This is a genomic window from Cupriavidus sp. GW822-FHT02D05, assembly GCF_058802485.1.
In genome coordinates this window covers 260722-277878 of the sequence record NZ_JBXAOE010000009.1, presented here as the reverse complement: position 1 = coordinate 277878, position 17157 = coordinate 260722, and the positions used below count along the sequence as shown (strand labels likewise).

General features: G+C 65.9%; 14 protein-coding genes. 6 read left to right on the top strand and 8 right to left on the bottom strand.

Annotated elements, in window-relative coordinates:
- Window positions 1-16: 16 nt before the first annotated feature.
- The gene (araD, locus tag AC1RQK_RS14655; protein WP_492809502.1) at window positions 17-1759 is read left to right on the top strand and encodes an L-arabinonate dehydratase; all 1743 of its coding nucleotides are present in this window, start codon (window positions 17-19) and stop codon (window positions 1757-1759) included.
- Window positions 1760-1885: 126 nt separating this feature from the next.
- On the opposite strand, the gene AC1RQK_RS14650 is transcribed toward araD, so the two are convergent.
- Window positions 1886-2929, bottom strand: a complete 1044-nt coding sequence (locus AC1RQK_RS14650) for a LacI family DNA-binding transcriptional regulator (RefSeq protein WP_492809501.1) — start codon at window positions 2927-2929, stop codon at window positions 1886-1888.
- Between the two features lie 54 nt (window positions 2930-2983).
- Window positions 2984-4033: a LacI family DNA-binding transcriptional regulator gene (locus tag AC1RQK_RS14645; RefSeq protein WP_492809500.1), complete on the bottom strand. Its 1050-nt coding sequence runs from the start codon at window positions 4031-4033 to the stop codon at window positions 2984-2986.
- 269 nt (window positions 4034-4302) lie between these two features.
- Here AC1RQK_RS14645 and AC1RQK_RS14640 point away from each other — a divergent pair, with 269 nt between their 5' ends.
- The 4 genes from AC1RQK_RS14640 (at window position 4303) to AC1RQK_RS14625 (ending at window position 9751) form a co-directional block, all read left to right on the top strand.
- Window positions 4303-5835 carry a UxaA family hydrolase gene (locus tag AC1RQK_RS14640; RefSeq protein ID WP_492809499.1) on the top strand — a complete coding sequence of 511 codons (1533 nt, stop codon included), beginning with the start codon at window positions 4303-4305 and terminating at the stop codon, window positions 5833-5835.
- 31 nt (window positions 5836-5866) lie between these two features.
- Window positions 5867-7423: a UxaA family hydrolase gene (locus tag AC1RQK_RS14635; RefSeq protein WP_492809498.1), complete on the top strand. Its 1557-nt coding sequence runs from the start codon at window positions 5867-5869 to the stop codon at window positions 7421-7423.
- A gap of 63 nt (window positions 7424-7486) precedes the next feature.
- A complete protein-coding gene (locus AC1RQK_RS14630) occupies window positions 7487-8473 on the top strand; it encodes a Bug family tripartite tricarboxylate transporter substrate binding protein (protein ID WP_492809497.1) in 987 nt (328 codons plus the stop codon).
- A 72-nt stretch (window positions 8474-8545) separates the two neighbouring features.
- Complete coding sequence (locus AC1RQK_RS14625) at window positions 8546-9751, top strand: L-talarate/galactarate dehydratase (protein WP_492809496.1); 1206 nt, start codon at window positions 8546-8548, stop codon at window positions 9749-9751.
- Between the two features lie 83 nt (window positions 9752-9834).
- On the opposite strand, the gene AC1RQK_RS14620 is transcribed toward AC1RQK_RS14625, so the two are convergent.
- The 5 genes from AC1RQK_RS14620 to AC1RQK_RS14600 all read right to left on the bottom strand — a co-directional run bounded on the left by AC1RQK_RS14620 (window position 9835) and on the right by AC1RQK_RS14600 (window position 14183).
- On the bottom strand, window positions 9835-10935 hold the full coding sequence (locus AC1RQK_RS14620) for an SMP-30/gluconolactonase/LRE family protein (RefSeq protein WP_492809495.1): 1101 nt from the start codon (window positions 10933-10935) through the stop codon (window positions 9835-9837).
- A gap of 145 nt (window positions 10936-11080) precedes the next feature.
- Complete coding sequence (locus AC1RQK_RS14615) at window positions 11081-11386, bottom strand: Dabb family protein (RefSeq protein ID WP_492809494.1); 306 nt, start codon at window positions 11384-11386, stop codon at window positions 11081-11083.
- Window positions 11380-12885, bottom strand: a complete 1506-nt coding sequence (locus AC1RQK_RS14610) for an aldehyde dehydrogenase (NADP(+)) (protein ID WP_492809493.1) — start codon at window positions 12883-12885, stop codon at window positions 11380-11382. Before AC1RQK_RS14610 ends, AC1RQK_RS14615 begins: the two co-directional genes overlap by 7 nt.
- On the bottom strand, window positions 12882-13334 hold the full coding sequence (locus tag AC1RQK_RS14605) for a nuclear transport factor 2 family protein (RefSeq protein WP_045242059.1): 453 nt from the start codon (window positions 13332-13334) through the stop codon (window positions 12882-12884). Before AC1RQK_RS14605 ends, AC1RQK_RS14610 begins: the two co-directional genes overlap by 4 nt.
- 27 nt (window positions 13335-13361) lie before the next feature.
- Window positions 13362-14183 carry an RraA family protein gene (locus AC1RQK_RS14600; RefSeq protein ID WP_253927711.1) on the bottom strand — a complete coding sequence of 274 codons (822 nt, stop codon included), beginning with the start codon at window positions 14181-14183 and terminating at the stop codon, window positions 13362-13364.
- Between the two features lie 187 nt (window positions 14184-14370).
- Here AC1RQK_RS14600 and AC1RQK_RS14595 point away from each other — a divergent pair, with 187 nt between their 5' ends.
- Entirely contained in the window at window positions 14371-15981 is a 1611-nt protein-coding gene (locus tag AC1RQK_RS14595; RefSeq protein WP_492809492.1) for an IclR family transcriptional regulator domain-containing protein, read from the top strand.
- A 361-nt stretch (window positions 15982-16342) separates the two neighbouring features.
- Here the strand turns inward: AC1RQK_RS14595 and AC1RQK_RS14590 are convergent, their stop codons facing one another.
- Entirely contained in the window at window positions 16343-17068 is a 726-nt protein-coding gene (locus AC1RQK_RS14590) for a GntR family transcriptional regulator (RefSeq protein ID WP_253927713.1), read from the bottom strand.
- Window positions 17069-17157: the final 89 nt, after the last annotated feature.

Sequence of the window (17157 nt, the reverse complement as noted above, 5' to 3'; positions counted from 1 at the left end):
ATAGCGGCGGCCAGACATGACAGACGCACAGCAGACAACCCGCAAGACGCCCCAAGATTTGCGCTCGCACCGCTGGTTCGGCAAGGAGTCCATGCGCACCTTCAACCACCGCTCGCGCATGGCGCAGATCGGCTTTGGCGCGAAGGAATATGGCGGCAAGCCGGTTATCGCCATCCTTAACACATGGAGCGAGATCAATCCCTGCCACACGCATTTCAAGGCGCGCGCGGAAGAGGTCAAGCGTGGCATCTGGCAGGCTGGCGGCTTTCCACTGGAAATGCCGGCTATGTCGCTTGCCGAGCCATTCCAGAAGCCCAGCGCGCTGCTGTACCGCAACCTGCTGGCGATGGAAACCGAAGAGCTGCTGCGCTCTTATCCTGTTGACGGCGTGGTGCTGATGGGCGGCTGCGACAAGACCACGCCTGGCCTGATCATGGGCGCGACGTCGATGAACCTGCCAGCCATCTTCATGCCGGCCGGGCCAATGCTGCGTGGCAATGCGGGCGGCAAGACGCTGGGATCGGGTTCGGACATGTTCAAGAACTGGGCCGAGCTGCGCGCGGGCACCATTACGCATGACGACTGGGAGGAGGTACTGGGCGGAATTGCCCGCTCCGCTGGCCACTGCATGACGATGGGCACCGCCTCCACCATGACCAGCGCCGCTGAGGCCATGGGCTTGACGCTACCGGGCGCGGCCTCCATTCCCGCGCCAGACTCGCGCCACGCGCTGATGGCAGTACAAACCGGGCAGCGCGTAGTGGAGATGGTGTGGGAAGACCTGACGCCATCCAGGTTGCTCAGCGCCCAGGCGTTCGACAATGCCGTGGTATGCGTGCTCGCATTGGGCGGCTCGACCAATGCGCTGGTGCACCTGGTGGCCATGGCGCGGCGTGCCGGCGTGGCACTGGATCTCCAGCGCTTCGATGAACTGGCCGCGAACACGCCGCTGATCGCCAACCTGCGGCCGGCGGGCAAGTACCTGATGGAGGACTTCTTTTACGCGGGCGGCTTGCGCGCGCTGCTGGAGCGGCTGCGCCCGCTGTTGCGTGTCGATGCGCTCACCGTTAACGGCCGCACCCTTGGCGACAATATCGCCGGCGCTCCGGTGCGTGACGACGATGTGATCCTGCCCGTGGAACGCGCGCTGGTCAGACGCGGCAGCCTCGCCGTGCTACGCGGCAACCTCGCCCCCAACGGCGCTGTCATCAAGCCTGCCGCCGCCGAGCCGCACCTGCACCGGCATACGGGCCGCGCGGTGGTGTTCGACAGCTACGAGGCGCTCAACGCGGGCATCGATGCGCCCGATCTCGATATCGACGCCAATAGCGTACTGGTGCTGCGCAATGCCGGGCCGCTGGGCGGGCCGGGCATGCCGGAGTGGGGCCAATTGCCGATTCCGAAGAAACTGCTTCAGCAGGGCGTGCGCGACATGGTGCGCATCAGCGATGCGCGCATGAGCGGCACCAGCTTCGGCGCTTGCGTACTCCACGTGGCCCCGGAATCCTTCGTGGGTGGCCCGCTGGCGCTGGTGCAGACGGGCGACCTGATCGAGGTCGATATCCCCGCGCGCAAACTGGAACTGCTGGTCGACGACGCCGAGTTGCGACGCCGCCGCGCCGTATGGACGCCACCGCCGCCGCGGTACCAGCGCGGCTATGGCGCGATCTTCGCTCAGCAGGTGACGCAGGCAGATGAGGGATGCGATTTTGCGCTGTTGCGGGGCACTGAAGCGACGAGGGAGCCGGACATTTTTTGAGGCCTGTCGGTCTTGTTTGCAGGCATGCCAATGATCGGGGTCAAATCGCGGGATTGTTCCTGGCAAGCGCCAATTGTACGCGGCGATCGCACTGCACGGGGGACTGAGACACGCTCGCCGTTCTCCTTAGGCACTCTCCCTCGGCACGAGGCGAAAGCCGATGTCGATCACCCGTTGCGCCCGCTTTCCCGGCCGCGCCAGCCCCTGCAGCCTGCGCAGCAGCACCTCGCCAGCCTGGCGTCCGAGTTCGCGCGGCTGTACCTGCACAGTGGTCAGGGTCGGGTAACTTGCCGCGGCCATGGCCAGGTCCGAGAAGCCCACCACGGCAACGCGGCCGGGCACCTGCCAACCGCGTTGCCGGCATGCCAGCAGCGCGCCCACGCCGAGGATATCGTTGCTGCAGAACACAGCCTGGATTTGCGGGGCACGCTCCAGCAACCGCGTGAATGCCTGCGCGCCGGCATCGATCGTGGAGGGCGGCGGCAGCAGCTCCACTTCGGCTGGTGCCATACCAAGTTCGGCCAGCTGCGCTTGCAAGCCATCCAATCGCTTTCGCGCACGGAGTTCGTCGGCACCGATAAAGCCGATGCGCCTGTGCCCGCGCTCGCGCAGATATTGCGCCACCGCTGCGCCCACGCCGGCATTGGAGAACCCCACCGCCATATCGATGGGATCGTCGGTCAGGTCCCACGTTTCCACCACCGGCAGGCCGAGGCGGCGCAGCTTGTCGCGCACGCTCTTTTCATGGCTCACGCCGGTGAGCACGATCGCATCCACGCGCCGGCCGAGGAAGGCGTCGACCAGACCGGCCTCTTCACGCGGGTGGTAGCTCGACTGCGCAAGCATGAGTTGGTAGCCTTGCGGCGCCAGCGCGGCAGCCAGGCCGTCCATGGTGTCCGCGAACCAGGCATTTGACAGCGTGGGAACAATGGCACCGACAATGCGCGAGCGCGTGGACGCCAGGCTGCCAGCGGTGAGGTCCGGCACATAGCCGAGCCGCCGGATAGTGGTCTGCACCAGTTCGCGCGTTGCCTGCGCCACCGTCTCTGGGTGGTTGATCACGCGGGATACGGTCACGCTAGCGACGCCGGCCGCGCGGGCCACATCCAGCATGCGCACCGGGCCTTTGCGCGCCTGCGCTGGCATGTCGGCGGTCTTGGTCGTTTTCATGGCTACCTGCAGTTCGCTGTGTTCAGGTTCATTCCTCGATCATCATTGCCGGCATCAGCTAGTGGCGCGAGCGACCACACTGAAGCCGAGATCGACAATCCGGTCCCCGACGTTGCCTGCGGCCTCCGCCGCGCCAAGCCGGGCCAGCAGCATTTCTCCGGCACGCCTGCCCATCTCGCGAGATTGCACCCTGACACTGCTCAGCGCGGGCACGCTGGCCGCGGCGATGGCCAGATCGGAAAAACCCACTACCGCCATCCGCCCGGGCACCGGCCAGCCCAGCTCGCGGCAAGCCTGCAGCGCTCCCACGCCGAGGGTATCGTTGCTGCAGTACACCGCCTGCAACCGCGGGTGTTGCCGCACCAGTCCGGCCAGCGCGCGCGCGCCGTCCGCGATGGAGGAGGGCGGCTCCACCGTGTGCACCGCCACGTCCGGCAGGCCGCGTGCCGCGATGGCCTCGCGGTATCCTGCAAGGCGTTTCAGAGCGCGATCCTCTTCCGCGCCGATAAAGCCGAGGCGGCGGTACCCGCGCGCCAGCAGGTGATCGGCCACTGCGGCACCCGCCGCGCGGTTGGAAAAGCCGGCTACCATATCGATGGGGTCGTCGGTGAGGTCCCAAGTCTCTACCACCGGAATGCCGCAGCGGCGCAGCTTGGCACGCACGGCAGGCGCATGGCTGACGCCCGTGAGCACTACCGCGTCCACCTGGCGACCTATAAAGGCGTCGATCAGGATTTCTTCCTGACTTTGCCGGTAGCGCGTCTGGCCCAGCAGCAACTGGTAGCTGCCGCTCTCCAGCACTTCACCCAGCCCATCCATGGTTTCCGCAAACCAGGCATTGGAAAGCGTTGGCACGATGGCGCCGACGATGTGCGAACGCCTCGTCGCCAGGCTGCCGGCGTTCAGGTTAGGCACGTAGCCCAGTTGCGCAATGGCCTGTTGCACGGCGGCCAACGTGGCTGGCGAGACCAGGTGCGGATGGCTGATCGCTCGCGAAACCGTTACGCGCGACACCCCCGCCATGCGCGCTACGTCCACCATGCGGCCACCTCCCGGTGTGCTGCTGCCGACGCTATCCGGCGGGTTCGGGTGGTCTGTATGCATTGGCTCGGTGTTGGTGTTGCCGGTGTCAGGCGGGCTCACCTGCGGCCCGGCTTGCCTGCTGGTTTTCCCCGATTTGCTGCGCGCGGGTCACTTATGCCGGCGGCTACCTGCAGCTTTGTCCCAGATCATGGGAATGCACGGGGCGGGCGCTGAGCGACTGGCTTGTATTGTCGACGACGATCCCGAAAAATGGAAGCGCATCCATAAGGGCGCACGGCGACTGATTCCTCCGTTGGAAAAACGCCGGCACCGGGCCTCACCGAGACACCATGAATCAGCCTCTACCCCATCTCATCATCCGCCTGGCCGAGTCCGACAATGTCGTACTGGCACGCGCCGGGATTGCTGCCGGCACCGACATTGGCGACGTCCTCGCGGCGCAGGACATCCCCGCCGGCCACAAGCTCGCCGCACGGGCCATTCGAAAGGGCGAAGCGGTGATCAAGGGCGGATTCGCCATCGGACTTGCCTCCGAAAACCTGCCGGCGGGCACCTGGGTGCATTCGCACAACCTCATTGCCGACGACACCGCCACCGCGCTGCGTGATGCGAGCGCACCCGCAGCTTCGTCGCCGTCGGTCGCCGCCGCTGGTCGGCGCGCCACCTTCCAGGGCTTCGTAAGGGCCGACGGCCGCGTAGCCACGCGCAATTACATCGGCGTGTTCGTGGTGGGGAATTGTGGCGCCACCGCCGCACGCAAGGTGGCTGACTGGTTCACCGAGTCGCGCCTGGCGGCATATCCCAACGTCGATGGCGTCGTGCCCTTCGTGCATGAGATCGGCTGCGGCATGGAGATGACCGGCGAGCCGATGGATCTGCTACGCCGCACGTTGTCCGGCACCATCCGCAACCCCAACATTGCCGGCGCACTGGTGATCGCGTTGGGTTGCGAGCGCAACAATATCTACGGCTTCCTGGAGCAGGAGAAACTTGCCGTGGGGACCGCGCTCAAGACGCTCGTGATGCAGGAAATCGGCGGCACCGCAAACACCATCGAGGCGGGCATCGCCATCATCAAGGACATGCTGCCGGCGGCCAACGCCTGCTCGCGCCAGCCGGTATCCGCGGAACACCTGGTGGTGGGCCTGCAATCGGCAGGCGCCGATGGCTTTTCCGCGGTATCGGCCAACCCGGCGCTGGGTGCTGCAGTGGATCTGCTGGTGGCGCAGGGAGGAACCGCGATCCTGTCGGAAACCGTGGACCTGGTGAGCCTGGGGCATCGCTTCATTGCGCGCGCCGCCACCCCGGAGGTCGCGGGCGAACTCGCGCAATGCGTCGGCTGGTGGGAGCAGTACCACGCGGGACGCGATACCCAACTGAACCGTCGCCAGCGAGCCGACGGTGGCGCCAGCGGCCTTAGCAACGCATTGGAGAAGGCCGCCAGCGGCGTGCAGCGTGCGGGCAGTTCACCGGTGACGGCGGTCTATGCGTACGCCAATCCCGTCACCGCGCGCGGCCTGGTGTTCATGGACGCGCCCAGCTACGAGGCGGTATCCGCCACAGGCCAGATCGCAGGCGGCGCCAACCTGATCTGCCTGTCCACCGGCACAGGATCGGGTTTTGGCGCGTTGCCGGCGCCGACCATCAAGCTGGCCTCCAATACACAGACCTTCCAGCGCATGGAGGATGACCTCGATATCGATTGCGGCCAGGTGCTGGATGGCGAGACCACCGTAGCGGAAATGGGCCAACACATCTTCGCGCAGATGCTGCGCCATGCGTCCGGCGAGAAGACTTGCAGCGAAGCGCTGGGCGTGGGCGAGAACGAGTTCGTGCCCTGGCCCATAGGCGTGCTGGCTTAAGCCGGATCGCCGGACCGCAAAGGACAATGCCATGACAACAACGATGAATTCCAACACGCACGGCGTAGCGCGCAATCCCTTTATCCGCCTCGACCTGCAAGACAATGTGGTGGTGGCGCGCATGGAAGTGCCGGCAGGCACCACCGTGCCCAGCGAGGGCCTTGTGACGCTACAGCTCGTGCCTTCCGGCCACAAGGTCGCGGCCCGCTTTATCGCCAAGGGCGAACCGGTGCTCAAGTACAACACGGTGATCGGTTTCGCGGCCGAGGATTTGCCGCCCGGCACCTGGATGCACAGCCACAATATCGCCTTCGGCGACCTGGTGAAGGACTACCGTCACGGCCAGGACTACAAGCCGACGAATTACGTGCCGCCCGAACAGCGTGCCCGGTTCATGGGCATCGTGCGCACCGACGGACGCGTGGCCACGCGCAACTACATCGGCGTGTTCCTGGTGGGCCATAGCGGCGCCACCGTGGCGCGCAAGATCGCCAACGCGTTTGGCGAGGAGCGCATGGTTGACTTTCCGAATGTCGATGGCGTGGTGCCCTATGTGCACGAGCAGGGCAGCGGAATGGAGATGAGCGGCGAGCCGATGGACCTGCTGCGCCGCACCCTCGGCGGCTATATCCGCCATCCCAATACGGCCGGCGCGCTGGTCGTCGCGCTCGGACACGAGCACAACGTGCTGCCGGCCTTCCTGGCCGACCAGGGCCTGCAGCCCGGCCCCATGCTGAAGACGCTGGTAATCGAAGAGGCCGGCGGCACGCGCAAAGCGATCGCGGCCGGCATCGCGCTGGTGGAGCAGATGCTGGCCACGGCCAATGCCGTGAAGCGCGAGCCGGTGTCGGCCGAGCACATCACGGTTGGCCTGCAATGTGGCGGCTCCGATGGATTCTCCGGCTTGTCGGCCAACCCTGCGCTGGGCGCGGCGATGGAGATCCTGGTGCGCCACGGTGGCACCGCGATCCTGTCCGAGACTTCAGAGATCTTTGGCGTGGAGCAGACCCTGACCGCCCGCGCGGTCACGCCGGAAGTCGGCCAGAAACTGGTCGACCGGATCAACTGGTGGCTTGAGTACAACAAGGGCCGCGACACGCAGATCAATGGCCGCGTCAGCCCCGGCAACAACGCCGGCGGCCTGGCCAATGTGCTGGAAAAAAGCCTGGGGGGTGCCAAAAAGGGCGGCAACGCGCCCTTGATGGAAGTCTACAAGTACGCTGAGCCGGTTACGCAGCACGGTTTGGTATTCATGGACACGCCGGGCTATGACCCGGTCTCCGCCACCGGGCAGATCGCCGGCGGCGCCAATCTGATCTGCTTCACCACCGGACGCGGCTCCTGCTTCGGCTCGGTGCCGGCGCCCACCATCAAGCTGGCCAGCAACACGCCAATGTACCGGCGCATGGTCAAGGACATGGACATCAACTGCGGGGTGGTGATCGACGGCGAGGCCACCATCGAGCAGATGGGCCAGCAGATCTTCGCGCGGATCCTGCGCCACGCCTCCGGCGAGAAGACCTGCAGCGAAGCGCTCGGTGTGGGGCTGAACGAGTTCGTGCCTTGGCCGATCGGGGTGGTCGATTGAATCTCTGATCCCTTGCTTCGCACCTTTTACTAGCCTTTCACAAAAAAATACAGGAGACAGCATATGATCCACCGCAGCAAACGAACCTTTCTCGCCGGCTGTGCATTGGCGCTCGCCGGCATCGTATCGGGCGCCGCCTTCGCCCAGGGAGATGCATGGCCCAGCAAGCCGGTGCGCGTGATCGTGCCATTCCCCGCCGGCGGCACCAGCGACATCATGGGCCGCCTGATCGCCGAGCAGTTGGGCAAGGCGCTCAAGCAGCCCTTTATCGTCGAGAACAAAGGCGGCGCGGGCGGCACCATCGGCGCTGAACAAGCGGCCAAGGCGCCGGCGGATGGCTACACGTTGCTGCTGTCCGGTATCGGCAGCAATGCCATCGCGCACGGCATGACGCCCAAGCCCAACTATGATTCCAGTCGCGACTTCCTTCAGATCTCACAACTGATTGCCGGTCCCAATGTGCTGGTGGTCAATCCGGCGTTTCCGGCAAAGACCTTCAAGGAGTTCGTCGACTACGTCAAGGCGCATCCAGGCAAGGTCAACTACGGCGTGACCAACGCCTCGTCCGGCCACCTGGCGATGGAACTGCTCAAGCAAACCGCGGGCCTGAACATGGTCGGCATTCCTTACCGCGGCGGTGGCCCGGCGCTAACGGATGTGCTGGCCAATCAGATCCCCTCCATGTTCGTGAACCAGGACGCCGTGCTGCCTTATGTGAAGGCCGGCAAGCTGCGTGCGCTGGCAGTGACTAGCGCGCAGCGCAACGCCTTGTTCCCGGATGTGCCGACAGTGGCGGAATCCGGCTATCCGGGCTTCTCTGCCGTATCGTGGGTTGGGCTGTCGGCACCAAGAGGCACGCCCAAGCCCATCGTCGACAAACTTGAGGCAGAGATGATAAAGGCGTTTCGCCAGCCGGACGTGCGCGCCAAGCTGGAAGCCAACGGCTTTGTGGTGGTGGCATCCAGCTCCCAGGAATACTCGCGCTTCCTGCAGTCCGAGACAGAGCGTTGGAGCAAGGTTATCAAGGAGGCGGGCATCAAGCCGGAATAAGGGCACGCGCTGCCCTCTGCGCCGATGCAGGCCGCGGGCAACATACAGACTTCGAGCAAACAAGGACGATTCATGAGCAATACCGCAACATCCAACACCTCCCTAGCCTCGCCACAAGCCGCTGCCACGCTGCAGCCCACGGCGCACGCGGCCGGAGACCGCATCGAATGGGTCAAGGTGTCGCTAGTCTACCTCCCGCTGGCCGCGCCGATCAGCGATGCCAAGGTGTTGACCGGCCGCCAGCGCCCCTTGACCGAGATTGCCTTTATCTTTGCCGAGATCCGCACCCGGGACGGACATGAGGGCATCGGCTTCGGCTACTCCAAGCGCGCCGGCGGCCCCGGCATGTACGCGCACGCCAAGGAAATCGCGCCGGAGCTGATCGGCGAAGACCCCAACGATATCGCCCGCATCTGGAACAAGCTGCTATGGGCCGGGGCATCGATGGGCCGCAGCGGGCTGACCACGCAGGCGATTGCCCCGTTCGATATCGCGCTGTGGGACCTGAAGGCCAAGCGTGCCGGGTTGCCGCTGGCCAAGCTACTGGGTGCCCATCGCGACTCGGTGCGCTGCTATAACACCTCGGGCGGCTACCTGTCGATGCCGTTGGACCAGGTGCTCAAAAACATCGAGAAGTCGCGCGCCAACGGCATCGGTGGCATCAAGATCAAGGTCGGCCAGCCCGACACCGCCACCGACCTCAAGCGCGTCAAGGCGGTGCGCGAACTGCTGGGCGACGACTTCCCCTTCATGGTGGACGCCAACCAGCAATGGGACCGCACCACCGCGCAGCGCTTCGGCCGCGTGCTGGAGCAGTTCAACCTGGTGTGGATCGAGGAGCCGCTGGACGCCTATGACATCGAAGGCCACGCCGCGCTCGCCACCTCGTTGGATACTCCGATCGCCACCGGCGAGATGCTGACCAGTTTTGGCGAGCACGCGCAGCTCATCACCGCGCATGCCAGCGATTTCGTGCAACCCGACGCGCCGCGCGTTGGGGGTATCACGCCCTTCCTGCAGATCATGAGCCTGGCGGACTTCAAGGGCCTGAAGCTGGCGCCGCACTTCGCCATGGAGATCCACCTGCACCTGGCTGCCGCCTATCCGCAGGAGCCGTGGCTGGAACATTTCGAATGGCTGGAGCCAATGTTCAACGAACGGCTAGAGCTGCGCGATGGCAGGATGATTGTGCCCAGCCGGCCGGGTCTTGGGTTTAGCTTGAGCGACCAGGCGCTGGCGTGGACGGCGGACAAGGTGGAGTTTGGGGCGAGGCCCTAGGCAGTCGTAAGCGATAGCGCACTAAGCCATATGTAACCGGCGCGCTTCAGGGCGCGCCGGTTACGTTTGACGCCCGCTTCGCGTCACGCCGCGCCAGCGCCACGCGTATTGACGTACAGCGCGTAAATGGAATGGCTGCTCGCCATGAACAGCCGGTTGTTCTCCAGGCCGCCGAAGCACAGGTTGGCACAGCGCTCTGGCAGGCGGACATGGCCAATGGGCTTGCCCTTGGCGTTGAACACCATCACGCCGTCCAGCGGTGCCGGGTCCACGCCGGGCGCGCCGCCGCTGCCCCAGCCCGCCCAGATGTTGCCGTCCTCGTCGCACTTGATGCCGTCCAGCGCGCCGGGGCCGTTGGCGTCGATATGTTTGGTGCGGTTCGTCAGGCGTCCATCGAGCCCGACGCTGTACGCCCACACCAGCCGGTTGGGCTGGGCACGGCCTTCGATCACATAGAGCGTTTTCTCGTCCGGCGAGAAGCACAGGCCGTTCGGCCCGGCCAGGTCGTTGATGACCTGGGTGAGCTTGCCGGTCTCGCCATCGATGCGATACACCGCGTGCGGCAGCTCTGGCTTGCCTATGCGGCCTTCGTAGTTGTTGCTGAGCTGGAAGGGCGGATCGGTGAACCAGATGGAGCCATCGGACTTGCAGACGATGTCGTTCGGCGAGTTGAAGGACTTGCCCGCGAAGTTGTCGGCCAGCGTGACCACTTTGCCACTGTGCTCGGTACGGCTGATGCGCCGCGTGATGGCGCCTTCGCAGGTGATCAGCCGGCCCTGGCGGTCGCGCGTGTTGCCGTTGGGATAGTTGGCGGGCGCGCGGAAAGTCGTGAGCTGGCCGCTGGCCTCATCCCAGCGCATGATGCGGTTGGACGCCACGTCGCTGACAAGCAGGTAGCCGCCGTCGCCAATCCACACCGGGCCCTCGGCCCAGCGCAGTCCAGTGGCGAGCTGTTCCACGCTGGCGTTGAACAGGCGGTACTTCGCGAAGGACGGATCGAGGATGACGACGTTGGGGTCAGGGTAGCGCAGCGATGGTGTCCACTGTGCTGCGGCATCACCGGCGACGGCGCTGGCCGCCAGTGCGAGGCTGCCCCTCAGGAAGCCACGACGCTGCGGCGAAGCGGCTTGCTGCAGCGGAAGTTGATGCTCCTCAGGTTGGTGCGAATCGGCTTGTGTCTCCATGCCCGGGCTCCTTTGTCTTGATCTTGCGGGAATCAACACAATAGGAAGCTTTGCGCGCGCTGGCGATGCTCGCGAGGCGGGGATCGTCAGCGCACTCCCAGCAAATGGGACGGTCGTGCCCATTGCGCGGGAAAACCCCGCCGCCTCAAACCGTGTAGTCCACCGCTGCCCACTCAAAGTAAGGCTTCAGATCCGCCACCAGCGCCTGGTGCAAGGGATGGAACAGATAAGCATCCAGCGCCTCTTTGTCATCCACCTCGGACTCCAGCACATAGTCCCAGCAGATCGCACGATCCAGCTCGTTGGCGGCAAAGCGCCAGCTCCGTATGGCCGGGATCAGCGCGCCGAGGGCCGCCATGCGCGCGGCGAGTGCGGCTTCCAGCGTGGCGTCCTTGGGCACCTCCGGTTTGCGCCGGAACAACACGATATGCCGCATTCTTGTCTTCAGCATGGCACCCCCTCGCGCGCAATCAGCCAGGCTGGTGCATCTTGCAGCGCCACCGGACGCAGGAAGCGATCGAGCGCGGCGTAGCCCACCGAGGTGGAGAACGGTTGCGTCGATGAGGGGAAGGGGCCACCGTGGTGTTGCGCGGCGGTCACGGCCACGCCGGTGGGCACGCCCGCAAACAGCACGCGCCCAGCCACCTGGGTGGCCGCGCGCACGAGTTCCAGCGTGGCGGCGTCCGGCGCTTCGCTGCCGGCATGCACGCCCCACAGCGTTACGGTGAGCGAGCCGCCTACGGCGCGCAGCACTTGCTGCGCCTGCTCGGGCGAATCGATCCGCACCACCAGCGCGGCGGCGCCGAAGACTTCTTCGTGCAGGCTGTGGTCGGCGATAAAGTCCGCGGCGTCGACCTCGGCGAGGTAGGGGCGCGGCAGGCCGCCCGAGTCCGCTCGCGCCACTTCGCCGAGCAGCGGCTTGAGCTGGTCGGACGCACGCCAGCGCGCCACGCCCTGGTCAAACGCGGCGCGAATGCCGGCACTGAGCATGGCATGCGGCGCGAGCGCGTGTAGGGCTTCGGCCAGCGCGCCGACGAAGGCGTCGCCGGCCGCGTCCTTGCCGACCACGATCACGCCGGGGCTGGTGCAGAACTGGCCGCTGCCCAGGCAGATTGAACTGGCCAGGTTTTGCGCCAGCGCGGCACCGCTGCCGCTCAGCGCGGCCGGCAATACCACCAGCGGATTGACTGAGCCGAGTTCCCCGTAGAAGGGTATCGGATGCGGGCGCTCGGCCGCCACCTTGGCCAGCGCGGTGCCGCCCTTGAACGAGCCGGTGAAGGCCACGGCTGCGATTGCCTGCGCTTGCACCAGGCGTACGCCGGTCTCGATGGCAGCGCCTTCGACACAGCCGAAGATGCCGGCTGGCAGGCCTTGCCCGGCCACCACGCGTTGCGCCAGCGCGGCGGTCTTGCGCGACAGTTCCGGATGCGCCGGATGCGCCTTCACTACCACCGGGCAGCCGGCCGCCAGCGCAGCGGCCGTGTCGCCACCGAGCACCGAGAACGCAAACGGAAAATTGCTTGCGGAGAACATCGCCACCGGGCCCACGGGCACGCGCACGCGCGTCAGGCGTGGACGCCCGGCGGGTGGCGCGCCGGCTACAGCGGGATCGTCAAGGCTGGCGTGCGCGTCGCCGCGCTCCAGCACATCGGCAAAGCCGCGCAGCTGGAATGCGGTGCGGTCCAGTTCGCCATTCAGGCGCGGCAGGCCGAGCGCGCTCTCGCGGTCGGCCAGTGGCACCAGGGTTTCGCGATCCGCTTCGAGCGCGGCGGCCAGCGCGCGCAGCAGGGCGGCGCGTTGCGCGGCGGGGCTCGCGCCCCATTGGCCGGCCACGGCAGCAGCGGCGGCGACGGTGGCGTCGATCTGCGCCGGCGTGGAGGCCGGCCAGCTTGCGCCGGTGGGCTGGCCACTGCGCGCGTCGATCGATTGCAGCAGGGAGGACATGGTCATACGCTCTTCAAGTGATAGCCGCGGCCCGCGTAGTCGAACGCCACTAGTTCGTTGATGGGCGTTGCCTTGTCGGCGGGCGAGGCGTAGTAGGCACGGATTTCGGCGATCTTGCCGGTCTGCGGATCAAAGTCGTACCACTCGGCGCCGCGCAGCGCGGTGCCGCTCTTGTTCTTCCAGTGCGTCCATTCGATCATCGCCTCCGGGCTGTCATGACTGACGATGAGGCGCTCGATGGTCCATTGCGAGCCGAGCGTTTCCACGCACCAGATCCACTTTTTGGCGATGGTGTCGGCGGTGCGCCAGGGTACTTCGGGCAGGCCGGCAGGGAAGTAGTGCACGGCGTCGGGCGTGAAGCAGTCCACCAGCGCGTCGTAGTCGGCCGCGTTGCAGGCGTCGAAGTAGCGGCGGATCAGCGCAGCGTGTTGTTCGGGAGTGAATTTGGCGGTCATCTTGGTCTTGTGTCCAGTTGGGCGGATTCAGCGGCTGCCGGCGGGCTTGGCGGCCGGAATCGGCGGGCGGCCGGCGACGACCCATTCGCGATGCTGCGCGCGCGTGGCTTCGCTAGGCGGGTACAGGCCCCACAGCGCTTCGCCGGCCTGCACGCGCAATGCCAGGTAGGATTCGATGTCGTCGCGCTTCTCGCACAGGTTGGCCATTTCCTCGGCCAGGTGAGCGGGGATCACGGTGATGTTGTCGCCGTCGCCGTGGATCACATCGCCTGGATAGATCGCCACGCCGGCGCAGCCGATCGGCACTTGCAGGTCCGCCACATGGTGATAGGACAGCCGCGTGGTGGCGGTCACACCCGTGCTCCATACCGGAAAATCCATCTGGCTCAGCTCCGTTCCGTCGCGGAAGCTGCCGTCGGTGATGACCGCGCGGGCGCCGCGCATCATCATCCGCGTGATCAGCATATTGCCCATCGACGCGGCGCGGCCGTCGCGGTTGCTGTCGATCACCAGCACATGGCCCGGCTCGATCTGCTCCACGCCCACCCATTGCAGGTTGTCGGCAGAAGGCTCGGTGGTGAGGTTGCCGTAGACGTCGATGTCCTCGCGCGCCGGGATGAAGCGCATGGTGTACGCGCGCCCGGCAAATGGCTTGACCTTGGGGTTAAGCGGTGTCAGCCCGTGCAATACGGGCTGGCGGAAGCCTTTGATGTAGAGCTGCGTGGTCAGCGAGCCACTGGTCACCTTGGCCAGTCGGTCGAGTACCGAATCCGGCACGTGCGGCGCGGGTGCGCGCTGGGGGATGGTGGCAAGGGGCGGGGGAGGCGCGAAGGTGGGGTTGGTGCTCATGATGCGTGCTGTCCAGGTTGCAAATGGTCGGGGCGGCCATCGTCCCAATCAGTGGGACAAATCTGCCTGCGTGTCAGCTGTGCTGGCTGATTGCATGGTATTGAACTTCACCGCAACTTAAAATGCTTCGCAGTGGGGCGGCCCCGCTAGACTGCTCCATTTTTTCCATATATTGAGACAAGCCACCATGTCAGTTAATCCCGGTGACGGTACCGGCGCAATTGAGAAGGCCATCGACGTGCTCGAAGCCGTGGGTGCCAACCCCGGCGGCATCAGCCAGTCCGACCTGACGGCGCAACTCGCGCTGCCGCGAACCACGGTGTACCGCCTGCTGGCCACGCTGGTGGCCCGCGGTATGCTGCGGCGCGATCCACTGCGCAAGGTGTACCGGCTGGGCTTTCGCTGCTTCGAGATGGCGCGACAGGCCTATACCATGCCGGACCTGGTGGCCGCCGCCTCGCATGAGATGCGCGGCCTGCGCGACCTGACCGGCGAGACCTGCTACCTCGCCACGCTGGACGGGCTGGAGGTGATCTCGCTGGAACGCTGTGACGGCGCGCACAGCGAGCGCTCCGCGGCGGTACTGGGCCAGCGCAAGCCGGTTCACTGCACGAGCCAGGGCAAAGCCATCCTTTCGGCCATGGCGGGCCCGGCGCGCGACGCCATCGTGCGCGAACTCACGCTTAAGGCACTCACGCCGCTCACTATTACAGACCGGCGCCGCCTCAACGCGGAACTCAATATCACCGCCGCGCGCGGCTACGCCATCGACGATGAGGAGATTGTGCTGGGCGTGCGCTGCGTGGGTGCGCCCATCGTCGATCCGGAGGGCGTGGTCCGTGGCGCCATCAGCGTGGCCGGCCCGGCCTACCGGTTGACACGCGCGCGGCTGGAGCTGCTCGGTCCCGAGGTGGCGCAGGCCGCCCGCCGCATCGGCGCGCAACTCGAAGGCTTGCGCCTGCCCGCCGGCGATGCTTCGGTAACGGCGGTGCCTGGGCCGTGGGCATTCCAAGGCGCGCATCCGCTGTGGTGCCCGCAGCGTCAGCGGCTGTACTGGGCTGACGTGCTGGCGCCGTCGGTGCGCGTGCTCGACACCACACAGAACCCTGTGCGCGACGAGCAGTTGGTGCGCCTGGAGGTACCGGTGACCGGGCTGCTGCTGCTTGGCGACGAAGTATGGGCCATGCATGAGGGCGGCGCGGAGGCCATCGCGGCGGACGGCAGCCGGCGCCCGCTGGAAGGCTGGATCCGCGCGCCGTTGCAGGCTTTCTGCGAGGGGGGCGAGGGCAGCGGCGAAGGCGGGCAGACCAACGCGGTGTGGGCTGCGACGGAGTCCGCCGAGGGTGGCTCCGCGGTGGGTCTACTGCGAGCCGATGGCAGCCTCGATGCGCACTGGCATATTGGCGAAGCGGTGCAGGCACTGTGCTGGAGCGCGGCGGACGAAACCCTCTATGCCACCACGCCGGCCTCCGGCGCCATCCTGATGCTGCAGCCTGGCTCAACGGCGGTGCGTCGCCTGGCCAGCATGCCGCCCGGGGCGGGCAAGCTGAGCGGGCTCGCGCTGGACAGCAATGGCGGCATCTGGACGGCGCTATGCGAAGGCTGGAGCGTGGTGCGCTTCACGCGCGACGGCACGCTCGAACGCGTGGTCGGCATGCCAGTGCCGTGCCCCAGCGACGTTGCCATCGGTGGCGCGAACATGGATACGCTCTACATCACCACCTCCCGACAGCAGGTGTCGCTGGAAACGCTGGCCAAGGCGCCACAGTCCGGATGCTTGTTCGAAGTAAAGGTTTAAAGCCGGACAGTTTGGAGTTCCGTATTCTTCCTGTTCTTCCCATCCTTGGCGATATCCGGGCCGATTCACTTGCGCGATTTTCTATGCGAGCTCGCGGAGTCCGGCGTGCGGATACTGCTCGAACTGGGCCTTGGCCGCATGTTGTCCAGGCTCTGTACGGACGCCCGGCCCTTGGCCAGCACGCGCTCTGTCGCTGATCTCCGCTCGACCCATGCTCATTGGCTGCGTCGCAAATTAGAAGAGGAGGCCCCCGCAGCGATGCGTCTGCTTGGGTCGATCCAGACCCGATAGGCATACTCCTCGCCGTCGCACGCACGGGTCCGGTCCGCCAATTCAAAGACTATCCGCCGCAGTGCAGGGATTAGCGCCTGTCTCCGAGGACAGTGGCGCGCGTGAAGTCTTCGATATTATCCAGCAGCGCGTCAAGGGCTTTGCCGGCTCCATCGACATCTCCCTTGGCGATAGCGCCGGCAACGTTGGCATGCAGCTTAGCCATCATCGGTAAGTCGGCCGCTTCCTTGTAGTGCAAATACCAGAAGCGCCGGGATAGCCCGTGCATCAAGCGCATGGCGCCTTCGGCGAACTCATTGCGGGCGGCCACGAGGCACAGCTCATTGAACTCGCGATCCGCGCGCACAAACGAGACATCATCTCCGACTCTTGCTGACTGGGCGAACTCCCGGGCTAGACGCGTGAAGTGCTCGCGCTGCTCCGGCGTGGCCCGGCGCGCTGCGCTTCGGCAAATCAGGCGCTCCACTTCGCGCCGTGTCTCCAATAAACGCAACTGCTTTCCGACATCGATCGGTGGAATCAACAATCCGCGCTGCGGCAGCACGATGATCAGATGCTCTCGGGCAAGGCGCTGGATAGCCTCTCGAATGGGCGTGCGCCCTATCCCTGTTAGCTCGCTGAGTTGCAACTCGGAGATTGACGTACCGGGTGCCAAACGCAACGTGACAATGGCTTCCTCGATCTGTTCGTAGGCCAGATCAGTCAGCCGGCCGCGTTGTCCCGCAACGTTGTCGGTCGTGTCATCCGGCTCTGGGGGCGCGGCGGCCTTGGTGCGAGATGCAGTCTTGCCAGTCATTGCTGCTCATTCGAGTTCGCGAGATACCAATTGTATATGAGTCGTACGCATCAACGACTGGGCTCTTGCGTTTCTCTGATCGACTGCTA